Genomic DNA, 13,311 nt, shown 5'->3' on the forward strand with positions numbered 1-13,311 from the left:
CGGGGCGTTACTCGCCGTTCTGCTCGGCCTGGGCCTGCTGCTCGGCCACGGACTTGCGGACCTCGTCCATGTCCAGCTTGCGGGCCTGCCCGATGACGTCCGTCAGGGCGGATTCGGGCAGCGCGCCCGGCTGGGCGAACACCGCGACCTGGTCGCGGACGATCATCAGCGTCGGGATCGACTGGATACCGAAGGCCGCGGCCAGCTCCGGCTGTGCCTCGGTGTCCACCTTGCCGAACACCAGGTCGGGGTTGTCCTCGGCGGCCTTCTCGTAGACCGGCGCGAACTGGCGGCAAGGACCGCACCAGGCAGCCCAGAAGTCGATCAGGACGAACTCGTTGTCCGTGACCATCTGGTCGAAGTTCTCCTTGGTGAGCTCCACGGTGCTGCTCATGACGTGATCCCTCTTCCTGGTCTCGGAGCGAAGCCGTCGGCACAACACGGCCTGTCCGCCGGGTATTCCACAGCTGTCACCACTCGGTATTGCGGCGCGCGTACCCCTGGTGGCCCGAGCGCACACCACCCACCAGACTGGGCCCATGACGGAAACGGAAAACATCTCGAGCAGCGTCTACGACGTCGTGGTGCTCGGTGCCGGACCCGTGGGGGAGAACGTGGCCGACCGCACCCGTGCGGCCGGCCTCTCCACCGCGGTCGTGGAGAGCGAGCTGGTCGGCGGAGAGTGCTCCTACTGGGCCTGTATGCCCAGCAAGGCCCTGCTGCGGCCGGTGATCGCCCAGGCGGACGCGCGCCGCCTGCCGGGCCTGAGCGCCTCGGTGCAGGGCCCCCTCGACACGGCCGCGGTCCTCGCCCGCCGGGACTACTTCACCTCGAACTGGAAGGACGACGGCCAGATCGGCTGGCTGGAGAGCATCGGCGCCGACCTCCACCGCGGCCACGGCCGTCTCACCGGAGAGCGCACGGTCACGGTCACCGGGCCCGACGGCGTACGGAAGGTGCTGACCGCCCGGCACGCCGTGGCCGTCTGCACCGGCACCCGCGCCGTCCTGCCCGACCTGCCGGGCCTCGACGAGGTCAAGCCCTGGACCAGCCGCGAGGCCACGAGCGCCAAGGCGGCGCCCGGACGGCTGGTCGTGGTCGGCGGGGGAGTGGTCGCCACCGAGATGGCCACGGCCTGGCAGGCACTCGGCTCGCGGGTCACGCTTCTCGTGCGCGGGAAGGGCCTGCTCAACCGCATGGAGCCCTTCGCGGGCGAACTCGTCGCCGAGGCGCTCACCGAAGCGGGCGTGGACGTCCGCACCGGCACGTCGGTCGAGTCGGTCAGCCGCCAGAACGGCACGGTCGTGGTCGTCACCGGCACCGGCGACCGTATCGAGGCGGACGAGATCCTCTTCGCCACCGGACGCGCCCCGCACACCGACGACATCGGCCTGGACACCATCGGCCGGGAGCCCGGCACCTGGCTGGAGGTCGACGACAGCCTCCGTGTCACCGGCAGCGACTGGCTCTACGCGGTCGGCGACGTCAATCACCGCGCGCTCCTCACCCACCAGGGCAAGTACCAGGCGCGGATCGCGGGCGCGGCGATCTCCGCCCGGGCCTCCGGAGCGCCGGTCCAGGAGGACCCCTGGGGCGCGCACGCCGCGACCGCCGACCACGACGCTGTACCCCAGGTCGTCTTCACCGACCCGGAGGCCGCCGCGGTGGGCCTCTCCCTGGCGGAGGCCGAACAGGCGGGCCACCGGGTCCGCGCGGTCGACTACGACCTCGCGTCGGTGTCGGGCGCCGGCCTCTACGCCGACGGCTACCGGGGGCGGGCCCGCATGGTCGTCGACCTGGAACGCGAGATCCTCCTCGGCGTCACCTTCGTCGGCCCCGGCGTCGGCGAACTGATCCACTCCGCGACGATCGCGGTCGCGGGCCAGGTCCCGATCAGCAGGCTCTGGCACGCGGTCCCGTCGTACCCGACGATCAGCGAGGTGTGGCTGCGGCTCCTTGAGGCCTACCGGGACAACTAAGGCAGCTCGAAGCCGAGGGACGCGGCCGCCTGCTCCGGCGTCGGCTGCGTCCACCGCTCGGCCATCGCCTGGTTCGAGGACAGCGAGCGCAGCTCGGCGCGGTCGAGGTACAGCATGCCGTCGAGGTGGTCCGCCTCGTGCTGGACGATCCGCGCGGGCCAGCCGCCGAACACCTCGTCGACCGGGCGGCCGTTCTCGTCCTCGCAGGTCAGCCGTACCTGGGCAGGCCGTGCCACCACGGCCTGCCAGCCCGGCACGCTCAGACAGCCCTCGAAGAACGCCACCCGCTCGGTGTCGACCGGCTCGTACGACGGATTGACCAGGACCCGGAACGGCTGCGGAACCCGACCGCGCGCCTCCCGCACCTCCTCCGGTACGGGCGCCGGGTCCTCGATCACCGCGATGCGCAGCGGGACACCCACCTGCGGGGCGGCCAGCCCCACGCCGGGCGCCGCGTGCATCGTGATGCGCAGGGCCTCGACGAAACGGGACAGGAGGACGGCGTCCAGCTGGCCGTCGTAGCGCTCGGTGGGGCGCCGCAGGACCGGTTCGCCGGCCGCCACGATCGGCAGCGGACCGTCGGTGGCCAGGAGTTCCTCGACCAGCTCGGCAAGGGGCGCGCGATGACTCGGAGTTGCCATCGCGCCAGGATGCCATGGCACCGGGCGAGCCGCGTGCTCCTTATGTGATGCAGGTCACTTCACGCCCCGGGAACTCGACGCCCCCTTCCTCCGACTACTGGACCGCCACCGTCCCCAGCCCTCGGAGAAGCCGCCGATGTCCATCGCCCCCTCGACGACCACCGACGAGGCCCCGCAACCGGCCGCCCCGGCGCCGGCCCCCAGCAGCTGGGCCCCGCTGCGCCCGCTCGTGCTGCGCCTGCACTTCTACGCCGGCGTGTTCGTCGCGCCCTTCCTCCTCATCGCCGCCGTCACCGGCTTCCTGTACGCCGGTGCCTTCCAGGCCGAGAAGATCGTCTACCGGGACCAGATGACCGTCGCCGCCGTCGGCGACAGCAAGCTGCCCATCTCCACGCAGGTCGCCGCGGCCCGCAAGGCCCACCCCGAGGGCACCGTCTCGGCCGTACGTCCCTCCCCCGAGGACGACGCGACGACCAGGGTGCTGCTGGCCGGGGTGACGGGAGTCGACCCGGACCACACCCTCGCCGTGTTCGTCGACCCGTACACCGGCAAGGTCCGCGGCGCGCTCGAGCAGTACGGCTCCACCGGCGCGCTGCCGCTGCGTACCTGGATCGACGAGTTCCACCGCGACCTCCACCTCGGCGAGAACGGCCGCCTCTACAGCGAGTTCGCCGCCAGCTGGCTGTGGGTGATCGCGGGCGGCGGCATCGCGCTGTGGTTCTCCCGCCGCCGCGCCCTGCGCAAGGTCCGCGGTACCAGCGGGCGGCGCCGCACCCTCGGACTGCACGGCAGCGTCGGCGTCTGGGCCGCGGCCGGCTTCATCTTCCTGTCGGCGACCGGACTGACCTGGTCGACGTACGCCGGCGCCAACATCGACGAACTCCGCACCTCCCTGGGCCAGTCCACGCCCTCGGTCTCCGCGGCCGCGGGCGGCGACCACTCGGGCCACGGCGCGTCCGCCTCCGCCGGGGCCGCCGAGCACGGCGTCGGCCTCGACAAGGTGCTGGCCGCCGCCCGCACCGAAGGGCTCGGCGATCCCGTCGAGATGGTCCCGCCCGCCGACGAGTCGTCGGCCTATGTCGTACGGCAGGTGCAGCGCAGCTGGCCCGAGAAGCAGGACGCGGTCGCCGTCGACCCCACCAGCGGTGAGGTCACCGACACGGTGCGGTTCGCGGACTACCCGCTGCTCGCCAAGCTGACCCGCTGGGGCATCGACCTGCACACCGGCGTCCTGTTCGGGCTGGTCAACCAGATCGCCCTGATGCTCCTGGCGCTGTCGCTGGTCCTGCTGATCGTGTGGGGCTACCGCATGTGGTGGCAGCGCGGCCGCGGCTCCGCCTTCGGCCGGCCGATCCCGCGCGGCGCCTGGCAACAGGTCCCGCCGCAGATCCTGGTGCCCGGCGTGGTGGTCGTCGCCGTCCTCGGCTACTTCGTGCCATTGCTCGGCGTTCCGCTGGCCGGCTTCATCGTCGCCGACGTGATCCTCGGCGAGGTCGCCCACCGGCGGGGCAGGAAGGGAGTGACGGCGACCTGACACGTACGTGCCGTTCGCTACGTGTTCAGGGCGGCGAGCTCCTCGTCGGCCCGCTCGGTGATGAGGCTCAGTACACGTCCGGCGACCGCGAGGTCCTCCTCGGGAATGCCGGCGTAGACCCGGGCGGTGAGGGGGGCGGTCTCGGCGGACGTCGTCTCGAACAACTGCCGTCCGGTGTCCGTGATCCGCACCTGGGACGGCTCATGGCCGGCCAGCAGTCCCGCGGAGATCAGCTCGTCGACCACGGAGTGCGCCTCCGTCGCGTCGATCTTCAGTGCGCCGACGAGGTCCTCGACGATGCGGTCACGCTCGACCGGCCCCTCCGCGACGGCGGCCAGTCGCAGGGTGACGGACTGCTGGAAGGTCGCGCCGTGACGGGCCAGGACGCGCTCGAGAAGTGCACGGGCGGCGTAGTGGGGCAGGGCGATGACTCGGGGGTTGAGGACGGGAGTGGTGGTGGTCATGACTGCTCCTCGATGTTCGCGTTCGTCGGGTCGAGAGGTGCGTCGAGCAGGGTCGCCAGCTCGCGCTTGAACTCCCGCGTGCGCGCGCTGTCCAGGCCTCCGAGCGGTGCCAGCAGTTGCTCCAGCAGCCCCTGGACGACCTTGATGGCCCGCAGGGTCCGCTCACGGCCCTCCTCGGTCAGCGCCAGTTGCACCGCGCGCGGGTCGCGGGGGTCCCGGGTGCGTTCCAGTAGCCCGGCGCTCTCCAGGGAGCGCGCCAGCTTGGATACGTAGAGCGGTTCGAGGCCGGTGTGGTCGGCGAGGCGTCGCTGGCTCGGGCGTTCGCCGCCGCGCTGCATGCCGTACAGCGATGCCATCAGCGAGTACTGGGCGTGGGTCAGGCCGAGCGGCGCCACCGCGCGGTCGACCGCGACCCGCCACTTCATCGACAGTCGCCAGACCAGAAAACCGGGCGTCGCGCCCTCGGATGCCGTACTCATGCTCGATACGGTACATGGCTACTATGTCCATGGCTACTATTTTTGGGCAGGGCGCCTGACGGGGATCGCCTCACGGGTCTAGGTTGGGCGACATGAGCAATCTTGATCGCGAGCCGGTTCCCGCCCGGTGCGGCGGCCGCGGCTTCGTGGTGGCGGAACCCGTGCGCGAACTCCTCAGCCCTCGGCGCGTCAAGCTCGGTGAGTCCAGTGAGGTACGCCGGCTGCTGCCCAACCTGGGCCGCCGCATGGTCGGCGCCTGGTGTTTCGTCGATCACTACGGCCCCGACGACATCGCCGACGAGCCGGGCATGCAGGTGCCCCCGCACCCGCACATGGGCCTGCAGACGGTGAGCTGGCTGCACCAGGGCGAGGTGCTGCACCGCGACTCCACCGGCAGCCTCCAGACCATCCGCCCCCGTGAGCTGGGCCTGATGACCTCCGGCCGCGCGATCAGCCACTCCGAGGAGAGCCCGAAGTCCCACGCCCGCTTCCTGCACGGGGCCCAGCTCTGGGTCGCCCTGCCGGACGGCCACCGCCACACCGACCCGCGCTTCGAGCACCACGCCGAGCTGCCGCAGATCACGGCACCCGGCCTGACGGCCACGCTCATCCTGGGCGACCTCGACGGCGCACGCTCGCCCGGAACGGCGTACACCCCCATCGTCGGCGCCGACCTGTCCCTCGCCCGCGGCGCGGACGTACGCCTGCCCCTGGTACCGGACTTCGAGTACGCCGTCCTGTCCATGTCCGGCGAGGCCCACGTGGACGGCGTGCCGCTGCTGCCCGGCTCGATGCTCTACCTCGGCTGCGGCCGCACCGAACTCCCGCTGCGCGCCGAGTCGGACGCGGGCCTGATGCTCCTGGGCGGCGAGCCGTTTGAGGAGGAGCTCGTCATGTTCTGGAACTGGATCGGGCGGTCCCAGGAGGAGATCGAACAGGCCCGTGAGGACTGGATGGCCGGGTCCCGTTTCGGTGAGGTGAAGGGCTACGACGGCGCCCCGCTGCCCGCTCCGGAGCTGCCGCCGCTGCCGTTGAAGCCGCGGGGGAGGGTGCGCTGACCCGCAGGAACGCCTGCGTGTTGGTGGGCGGGCAGCGGCTCGACGGTGTGGGCGTCCTGTCGGCACCTGTGGCAGAGCCGTTGCTGACTTTACTGACGCCTCGTCAGTCCAGGTTGCGACGTTCCTTTCGAAGCCCGGTCGCTTGCGCAGGTCACGAGACGCCCCTGCGGGCGCCGGTGTTCACGCCGTCAGCCCGCTGCGGTGATCCTGATCGCGGCCACTATGCCGTCGCCCCGTAGAGTCAGCGCCGCCGGGCCTTCGTGACGCATGCAGTCGAGACGGCCGAGCGTGGTTTCCCGTCCGTCCGGTTCGCCGACGGCGATCCCCTCCGTGACGGCCATGACGAGTAGGGTCTCGCCGTCGGGGCACGCCATCTCTGCCCCCCGCGCGACGGCGAGAGTGACGATCCGCACCGTTGCCGCTGCCCGGCTCCTGCGGGTCATCACATTCATAGTGCGGACCGCGCCCGCCGTCGGCCGACAGTCGGTCGCCGCGTCGCCGGAGAAGGCGAAGGGACTCAACGGTCCGACCGCATGAGGTGCTCCGTCCACAGTCAGCACCATGCCCTCGCCCTCGACGACGGTGATCACGCGGTCGATCCCGGGGAAGGCGGAGAAGGAGCCTCCCGCGTCCACGTCCGCGACGCTCACCCGCCAGTCGAAGCCGTCCGCGGTTTCCGCCGAGGCCGGCGGCGCTTGCACGGTGCCCGACGCAACCTCCCGGGTCCTACCGCCGCCGTTCTTCCACGGCACACTGCGGTATTCGCTCCAGCGCAGAGCATCTCCGCCCATCCGCTGCCGCCTCCTTGCTCGTCACCCAGTCGACCGCCTTCACCTGCGAACCTGGGCCACTGGTCGCTCGGTCGTCGGACGGCAGGAGCGTCCAGGCACGTGATCATCGAGTGTGGGCAAGCCTACGCGTCGACCACGTGCGGAGGTCGGGGGCGCCTCACCGGACGGGCCGGCCCACGACGCTCAGCACGATGGCGAGCGCCGGGCCACATGGAAATGAGGCTCGGCTAGTTCATGAACGTCCCGGTAGTGGTCGTAGAGGCCGACACGGCGACTTCCGGAGCCGGCTCAGCCGGGTCACGCCTCTGTGGGGTGACTGGCTCCTATGCGGCCACCTTGCTCGGTGCGTCGGGAAGCAACCCTGCCTTCGCCTGGCGGTGCAACTCGCGTGCCGATTCGATCAGCTCAACGGCATCAGGTCCCCACATGACCCGCATGATGCGCTGCTCCACGTGAGGCTGCTGCGCCAGCCAGATGAGCGGCAGCATGAATTTTGTCGACGCGACGGCAACCTTGCCCTTCAACGGCCCGACGCCCATATTGCGCCGAGTCTTCCTCGAGACGGCGCCCATGACCGGGTACTCGAACAGCTTTTGGGTGAGCAGGAGCCGGGCCTGTACTCGCAGCTGGGAGATGTGGAAGTTCTGCTTGATGGATTCCTTCTGAATCCGGTGGAAGCTCTGCCCCGTCGCGGGGATGACGTCCATCGTCCAGCTGGGCCTGAACAGCTCGTCGTACTTCTCATACAGCGTCTTCAACTCGGCCATCGTCGTGGGGATCTCTCCCTCGGGCGAGTCGAAGAGGCGGCAGTATTCGGCGACTTCGGCAATGAACCGGTCCCGCTGTTCGGGGGGAAGGCGGTGAGGGGCCTTGCCGTCGCGGAAGGCGAGGTTCTCGTAGACCCACAGCATCGTGTGCATCTCCGTGAGGGCCGCCCACATGGCGTCACGCGGACCATTGGCGTCGTAGCCGCCGAGTTCGGGATGGGCGATGTCGATGACATCCCCGGCCACCTTGCCGTGGATGTTGCGCAGATGCTTGGCGACCCGCTGGGCGGTGGGAGTGTCTCCGAGCCACATGGGCGTGTGGATCCCGGAGTTCCGCTGGGCCCGGTCGAATAGGTCGAAGATGGTGAGCTCGCCCTTTCGGGCCTTGCGGGAGATCGGGTCCCAGTCGCGTACGCCGGCCACGATCGGCTTGTACGTCAGCTGAAGCGCGAACTGCGCGGGGCTCTGGAAAAAGATCACAGCCGGGTGGAGGAGCACTTCCCAGACAACGCTTCCCGGCCCGAAAACGCCGAAGTCCCGCGTCCCGTCTTCCTTCAGCGAGCCGCCCGCAGGTGTGGGCTCACCGAACCGTCGCCACCGCGACTCGGTGCCGAGCAGACGTTGCTTGGTGACGACCCGGTTGACTCGGCCGACCGAGTCAGGGCTCTTCTCTGTGGCAGCCATGTCGGACACTCCTTTGTTCACTGATGGACGACGGAGCAGCTGAAGTTACTTGTTAAGCGTTTAGCAACTGTTTTCAAGGTAGGTAATCTCTTACCATGTCGTCAACCCCCCGGACCTCCGCGACCAGCGCCTTTGAACCCGCCGGACAGGCCAAGACGCCACCCCGCACCAAGCAGGAGCGGCGCGATCAGGCGGAGCAGTCACTTGTGGAGGCCGCCAGCCGGCTCGTCGCCCGCCGCGGGGTCGACCAGACCTCGGTGGCCGACGTCGGAACGGAGGCCGGATACAGCAGGGGCCTGGTGAACCACCACTTCGGTTCCAAGGTGGCGCTGCTTCAGCGCGTGGCCCGAGAGAGTCAGCGCAGTCTCGTCGATGTCGTCGAGGCCCTGACCGGGGACCCGCTGGAGTCACTGGTTGTGTTGATCCGGTCGTACCTCACGTGGATCGACCGGAATCCCGCCGAAGCCCGTGCGTTCTTCGCGCTGTGGGGGGCCGCGCTCCCCGAGGAGTCGGTCCTGAGAGAAGTGTTCGCCGAGTTCGACAGCCGGATTCGCACCCAGATCGAGGAGTACGTGCGCGCTGGCCAAGAGCACGGGATCATCAGGATCGATGTCGAGCCCGCTGGTGTGGCGGCTGCGATCACCGGCATGTTGCGCGGTACGGGTGCGCAGCTCCTGGTTGCCCCTGGGCAGATTGATTTCGAGGCCGCATGCACCGCGTGCGAGCAGTTCGTCCGGCGCGCACTGACGGTGCCTGGTCCGTCCTCGCCCCGGGTTCGGGACTGACCCGGGGCTGTTCGATGGCCGTGAGGCGGCCGATTTCCGGTCAGGCGTACGGGTCGAAGCTGATCCCCGACGGCTTGGCGCGGTCGAGGGCGTACGGGAAGTCACCGTCGTCGATCTTGAGGGTCGCCGAGCCGAAGTCCGCGCCGATGAGCTTGTCGCGGTACCCGGCGGGATAGCCGTTCCAGCCGACGAGACGCGGGAAGAACCAGCCGCCGGTGGCGTTCTCCGGCGGCTCGTCGTTGCCGCTCGCGAACCGGAAGCAGTGGGTCGAGAGACCGTCCTTGTGGTAGACGATCTTCGGGTGGGTGCCGTCGAAACGCACCGCGGAACGGGCCGCCACCTGGTAGCCGGAGTGCTGCGAGACGGACACGTACTGGACCTGGTCGCCGAGGACCCACACCACGACGTGCTCCCAGTCGTGGGTGTGCCCGATGGCCGCCGGACCCAGGGTCGCCTGGTCCTTCTCGAAGTAACTGGCGTACATCACGGCACACCAGCCGTTGTCGCACTTCGCCCGTGAGTAGGTGTTGGCGTTGGCCAGTTGGGCGTAGTCGTGGCACTTGCCGTTGACGTCGCCGCCGAGTTTCAGTCCGGGATTGATCGTGCCGTCGGCGCCGATCGCGGCGGTGGCGTAGCAGCCGTCGCCGTCGTAGTCGTAGGCGGGGGAGAAGGTCTGCTCCAGCCCGTCGGCGTTCTGGGGCAGCAGAGTCAGGACGTTCGCGTGGGCGGTCGCGGGGATCGCCACGATGAGCGCCAGTGCGCCCAGAACCGTGGCCAGGGATCTCAACTTGCGCACGATGTCTCCGTGTTCAGCAGTAGAGGTTGGCGCCGGGGCTCACGCCGAGGATCGAGGTGAAGCGGTTGTAGGCGTCGACGCGGCTCTGGACCTGGGCCGGGCTGCGGCCGTCGCACTCCAGGGAGCCGTTGATGCTGCGGATCGTCTGGCCGAAGCCGGCCTGGTCGACCATGGCGTTGTGCGGGGTCATGGTGCCGGGGCCGGACTGGGTGTTCCAGTACCAGAGGCCGGTCTTCCAGGCCACGGCGGAGTCGTTCTGCACCAGCCAGGGGTTGTTGAGCAGGTCGAGCCCCAACGCGTCGCCCGCGGCCTTGTAGTTGAAGTTCCAGGACAGCTGGATCGGGTCGCGCCCGTAGTACGCGGCCTGTCCTGCCGGGCAGCCGTACGGCTGGTTCCCGTCGCAGTAGGTGGGGTAGTTGGCGGTGTTCTGCTCGACGATGTGGACGAGACCGCCGGTCTCGTGGTTCATGTTGGCGAGGAACGCCGCGGCCTCCTGATTCTTCACCGTGTCGCTGCCGGTGGTCGCGAATCCGGGATAGGCGCTCAGCGCCGCGACCAGGCCGCCGTACGGGTAGAAGGATTCCCGTTCGGGAACGTCTGGTTGAAGTGCGCCTCGGTGACGACGAATCCGGACGGTGTGCCGCCGCCCGAGCAGTCCCAGAGTTGTACGGCGGCTCCGTCGGCGGTGCTGCGGTCGGCGACGTCCAGACACTTGCCGAGCGCCCGCAGGGTCCCGTCACCGGAGTTGGACCAGATCTGCGCACCGGTGCCATTGCAGTCGTAGAGCTGTACGGCCGTGCCGTTGGCGGTGCTCGCGCCCGCCACGTCGACACACTTGCCGGCGAGGCCGGTGATCGTGACGGATGCGGCGTGTGCGGGCGTCACCGTGAACAGCGCGGTGAGCACGGCGGCGAGGACGGGGAAGACCGCGAAGCGACCGCTGCGGAGGGATAAGGACATGGATGAGCACGCTCCTTGAGGGGGTGACGGAGGCCGCCCCCCGACTACGAGGGGCGGCCGAAGGACGGAGCTCTACGGGTAGCTGGTCAGGTTGGCCACGTTGGTCGAGGAGTTGGACGGGCCGCCGGTGCCGTTGACGACGTGCCGGATGGTGCCGGTGCCGCCGAGGGAGACCGTCACCATGCTCTGGAAGCGCACGCCCGCCGTGCTGGGCGCCTCGATGGCCCGTTCCGCGGCCACTCCCGGGTTGACGTTGAAGTAGCAGTAGCTGCCGAGGCCGTAGGCCTGGTGGCTGGTGACCGAGTCGGCGACCTTGTAGGCGGCGTAGCCCTGGGTGGAACCGTTCGTCCAGGCCGCCTGGTTGGGCGGGTCGTAGGGCATCTCGTTCTGGTAGAAGTACGTGCGGCCGCCGTTGCCGTTCCAGACGGTCTGGTACTTCTCGTAGTGCTCGACGAACAGGCCGTATGCCGTGACGTTGTCGCCGTTGACGATCAGGCCCGTGTCCGCGGTGTTGGTGGTCCAGCCGACACCGCTGCCGTGGTCGGCGCGCCAGATCCACATGTGGTCGCCGATGACGTTGTCGCTGTTGATCACGAGGCTGGTGGTCGCCTTGCCGACACCGGCGCCGCCGACGCGGAAGTACACGTCGTGCAGCGAGGTCGGGTTCGCGGCGTGGGAGGCGGAGGAGCCGGCCGGTCCGACCTCCATCAGGGTGGGCGAGTTGGTGGTGCCCGCGTCGAAGAGGACGCCCGCGACCTTCACGCCGTCGACGTCGGCCACCTTCATCGCGGTGATCCCGTTGTCCGGGACGAAGGTGGCGAGGCCGAGGCCGAGTACGACGGTGTCGGGGCGGTTCACCTGGAGTGTCTGGTTGAGGTGGTACACGCCGGGGGTGACCAGGAGGTTCTTGCCCGCCGCCAGCGCCGCGTTGATGTCCGCGGCACTCGCGCCCGGCTTCACGACGTAGAAGGTGTCCAGGGACAGGGAGCTGCCCGGCGGTGAGCCGTTGGCCCAGCTGGTGCCCGAGGAGTTGGACCGCACCGACGGCACGAACACCTTGTACGCGCCGTCGCCGTCGACGTACAGGAAGGGCTTCTCCCGGCTCACCGGGGACTGCGCGACCGTGGTGTGGGGCGGGTTGGGGAAGCTGGTGCCCGGGACGCCCTGGCTGCCGACGAAGACCATGTTCCAGTTGGCGCCGGTCCAGCTGCCGAGTTGGGAGTTGCGGGTCAACCACTGTTGCTGGCTTCCGGAGTTGACCTGTCCGTCGATCTTCGTGTCGGCGAGCAGGCCGCCGCTGGACCAGCCGTTGTCGTCGAGGGCAAGGTTGCCGCGCAGGTGCATCCGGCGGTATGCCGCCGCCTGCGAGACCGCCCAACGGTCGCTGCCGTTCGTGGGGTTGACGGACAGGTTCTCGGCCCCGCGCCAGAAGTTCTGCGTCGCGTTGCCCTGGAACCAGTCGGCCTCGGCGTGCACCGCGCCGTTGACCGTGACCGAGTCCGGGCTCAGGCCGAGCCCCGCGACCTGCGTGTAGAAGCCGACGTTGACGTCCGCGCTGTAGGACCCCGGCTTGAACAGGACGGCGTAGCGCTGGGCGCCGAACTGGTTGGTCTCCTGCTGCTGGAAGATCGAGTTCAGCCGCGACTGGATCGTCGAGGACGACATCGACGGGTCGAAGACGACCACGTTGGGCCCCAGGTCAGGGTTGGTGGCCGACTGGGCCGCGGGGACCACCTGGAAGCGCTGGGCCGCGCTGCCGTTGCACGGGTACTGCACGAACTGCACGCTGTCGGCGGTCGAGGCGCCCGGATCGTCCAGACACTTGCCGCTGTTGCGGTTGACGAAGTGGTAGGCCCCGCCGCCCTCGTGGACGGGAAGCCACTGCTGGTTGGCGCCACCACCGTAGGCCCAGAGGTGGACAGGCGCGTTGTCGGCGGTGGAGACGTCGGCCACGTCCACGATCTGACCGGTCGCGTTGCGGTTGCCGATACGGACGTAGCCGTCGCTCGTGGCGGTGAAGCTCCACTGCTGGGCCGTGGTGCTGTTGCACGCGTACTGCTGGACGACGGTTCCGTTGGCGGTGCCGGCCGACCTGGCGTCCAGACACCGTCCGCTTGCCGCGTTCATGACAGTAGAAAAGCCGGTGGGGAGCGCGGTGGCGGCACCGGCGGGTGTGGAGAGGGAGGTCAGGAAAGACGCGGCGGCCACCGTGACGAGGGTGGCGCCGGATCTGCGGAGGCGCGTGAGGGTGTGCATGCGCAGAGCCCTTCGTGGGGGGTGAGGGTGTCGCGAGGTGTCTGGCTGACCCGTGAACCTAAAGGTATGGACCACTTACGTCAAGAGATGAAGTAAGGTTTGAGGGAAGGAGAGTCA

Annotated in this window: 12 protein-coding genes and 1 pseudogene; 4 read left to right on the forward strand and 9 right to left on the reverse strand. The window is 69.5% G+C overall.

Annotation, left to right across the window (positions count from 1 at the left end; genetic code table 11):
• Positions 1-7 precede the first annotated feature (7 nt).
• Entirely contained in the window at positions 8-394 is a 387-nt protein-coding gene (gene trxA / locus ACIBJB_RS09990; protein ID WP_398928502.1) for a thioredoxin, read from the reverse strand.
• 145 nt (positions 395-539) lie between these two features.
• Here trxA and ACIBJB_RS09995 point away from each other — a divergent pair, with 145 nt between their 5' ends.
• The gene (locus tag ACIBJB_RS09995) at positions 540-1,979 is read left to right on the forward strand and encodes a dihydrolipoyl dehydrogenase family protein (RefSeq protein ID WP_398928504.1); all 1,440 of its coding nucleotides are present in this window, start codon (positions 540-542) and stop codon (positions 1,977-1,979) included.
• On the opposite strand, the gene ACIBJB_RS10000 is transcribed toward ACIBJB_RS09995, so the two are convergent.
• The gene (locus ACIBJB_RS10000) at positions 1,976-2,620 is read right to left on the reverse strand and encodes a peptide deformylase (RefSeq protein WP_398928507.1); all 645 of its coding nucleotides are present in this window, start codon (positions 2,618-2,620) and stop codon (positions 1,976-1,978) included. The genes ACIBJB_RS09995 and ACIBJB_RS10000 overlap by 4 nt on opposite strands.
• A gap of 136 nt (positions 2,621-2,756) precedes the next feature.
• Here ACIBJB_RS10000 and ACIBJB_RS10005 point away from each other — a divergent pair, with 136 nt between their 5' ends.
• Positions 2,757-4,154, forward strand: coding sequence for a PepSY-associated TM helix domain-containing protein (locus ACIBJB_RS10005; protein WP_398928510.1), 1,398 nt, complete (start codon positions 2,757-2,759; stop codon positions 4,152-4,154).
• Positions 4,155-4,171: 17 nt separating this feature from the next.
• Here ACIBJB_RS10005 and ACIBJB_RS10010 read toward each other — a convergent pair whose 3' ends face one another.
• Entirely contained in the window at positions 4,172-4,618 is a 447-nt protein-coding gene (locus tag ACIBJB_RS10010) for a MarR family transcriptional regulator (protein WP_398928512.1), read from the reverse strand.
• Complete coding sequence (locus ACIBJB_RS10015) at positions 4,615-5,097, reverse strand: MarR family winged helix-turn-helix transcriptional regulator (RefSeq protein ID WP_398928515.1); 483 nt, start codon at positions 5,095-5,097, stop codon at positions 4,615-4,617. Before ACIBJB_RS10015 ends, ACIBJB_RS10010 begins: the two co-directional genes overlap by 4 nt.
• A 92-nt stretch (positions 5,098-5,189) precedes the next feature.
• Here ACIBJB_RS10015 and ACIBJB_RS10020 point away from each other — a divergent pair, with 92 nt between their 5' ends.
• A complete protein-coding gene (locus ACIBJB_RS10020; RefSeq protein ID WP_398928517.1) occupies positions 5,190-6,155 on the forward strand; it encodes a pirin family protein in 966 nt (321 codons plus the stop codon).
• Positions 6,156-6,343: 188 nt separating this feature from the next.
• Here the strand turns inward: ACIBJB_RS10020 and ACIBJB_RS10025 are convergent, their stop codons facing one another.
• Together ACIBJB_RS10025 and ACIBJB_RS10030 are read right to left on the reverse strand one after the other, a co-directional pair.
• Positions 6,344-6,946: a HutD family protein gene (locus ACIBJB_RS10025; protein WP_398928519.1), complete on the reverse strand. Its 603-nt coding sequence runs from the start codon at positions 6,944-6,946 to the stop codon at positions 6,344-6,346.
• A 323-nt stretch (positions 6,947-7,269) separates the two neighbouring features.
• On the reverse strand, positions 7,270-8,397 hold the full coding sequence (locus ACIBJB_RS10030; protein ID WP_398928521.1) for an oxygenase MpaB family protein: 1,128 nt from the start codon (positions 8,395-8,397) through the stop codon (positions 7,270-7,272).
• Positions 8,398-8,492: 95 nt separating this feature from the next.
• Between ACIBJB_RS10030 and ACIBJB_RS10035 the strand changes: the two genes are divergently transcribed.
• Positions 8,493-9,182 (forward strand): TetR/AcrR family transcriptional regulator, encoded by a 690-nt coding sequence (locus ACIBJB_RS10035; protein WP_398928523.1) that lies wholly within the window; start codon positions 8,493-8,495, stop codon positions 9,180-9,182.
• A 40-nt stretch (positions 9,183-9,222) separates the two neighbouring features.
• On the opposite strand, the gene ACIBJB_RS10040 is transcribed toward ACIBJB_RS10035, so the two are convergent.
• The 3 genes and pseudogenes from ACIBJB_RS10040 to ACIBJB_RS10050 all read right to left on the reverse strand — a co-directional run bounded on the left by ACIBJB_RS10040 (position 9,223) and on the right by ACIBJB_RS10050 (position 13,194).
• Positions 9,223-9,978 carry an NPP1 family protein gene (locus tag ACIBJB_RS10040; RefSeq protein WP_398928525.1) on the reverse strand — a complete coding sequence of 252 codons (756 nt, stop codon included), beginning with the start codon at positions 9,976-9,978 and terminating at the stop codon, positions 9,223-9,225.
• Between the two features lie 13 nt (positions 9,979-9,991).
• Positions 9,992-10,938 (reverse strand): annotated as a pseudogene (locus ACIBJB_RS10045) (glycoside hydrolase family 19 protein).
• Between the two features lie 72 nt (positions 10,939-11,010).
• A complete protein-coding gene (locus ACIBJB_RS10050; protein WP_398928527.1) occupies positions 11,011-13,194 on the reverse strand; it encodes an RICIN domain-containing protein in 2,184 nt (727 codons plus the stop codon).
• Positions 13,195-13,311 lie beyond the last annotated feature (117 nt).

The sequence above is a fragment of the Streptomyces sp. NPDC050759 genome, assembly GCF_044456945.1.
In the GTDB taxonomy this organism is placed as follows: Bacteria; Actinomycetota; Actinomycetes; order Streptomycetales; family Streptomycetaceae; genus Streptomyces.

What these genes read in the sequence shown, in the direction of transcription:
- trxA (WP_398928502.1), bottom strand. Translation starts at nt 394, where the DNA reads ATGAGCAGCACCGTGGAGCTCACCAAGGAGAACTTCGACCAGATGGTC.
- ACIBJB_RS09995 (WP_398928504.1), top strand. Translation starts at nt 540, where the DNA reads ATGACGGAAACGGAAAACATCTCGAGCAGCGTCTACGACGTCGTGGTG.
- ACIBJB_RS10000 (WP_398928507.1), bottom strand. Translation starts at nt 2,620, where the DNA reads ATGGCAACTCCGAGTCATCGCGCGCCCCTTGCCGAGCTGGTCGAGGAA.
- ACIBJB_RS10005 (WP_398928510.1), top strand. Translation starts at nt 2,757, where the DNA reads ATGTCCATCGCCCCCTCGACGACCACCGACGAGGCCCCGCAACCGGCC.
- ACIBJB_RS10010 (WP_398928512.1), bottom strand. Translation starts at nt 4,618, where the DNA reads ATGACCACCACCACTCCCGTCCTCAACCCCCGAGTCATCGCCCTGCCC.
- ACIBJB_RS10015 (WP_398928515.1), bottom strand. Translation starts at nt 5,097, where the DNA reads ATGAGTACGGCATCCGAGGGCGCGACGCCCGGTTTTCTGGTCTGGCGA.
- ACIBJB_RS10020 (WP_398928517.1), top strand. Translation starts at nt 5,190, where the DNA reads ATGAGCAATCTTGATCGCGAGCCGGTTCCCGCCCGGTGCGGCGGCCGC.
- ACIBJB_RS10025 (WP_398928519.1), bottom strand. Translation starts at nt 6,946, where the DNA reads ATGGGCGGAGATGCTCTGCGCTGGAGCGAATACCGCAGTGTGCCGTGG.
- ACIBJB_RS10030 (WP_398928521.1), bottom strand. Translation starts at nt 8,397, where the DNA reads ATGGCTGCCACAGAGAAGAGCCCTGACTCGGTCGGCCGAGTCAACCGG.
- ACIBJB_RS10035 (WP_398928523.1), top strand. Translation starts at nt 8,493, where the DNA reads ATGTCGTCAACCCCCCGGACCTCCGCGACCAGCGCCTTTGAACCCGCC.
- ACIBJB_RS10050 (WP_398928527.1), bottom strand. Translation starts at nt 13,194, where the DNA reads ATGCACACCCTCACGCGCCTCCGCAGATCCGGCGCCACCCTCGTCACG.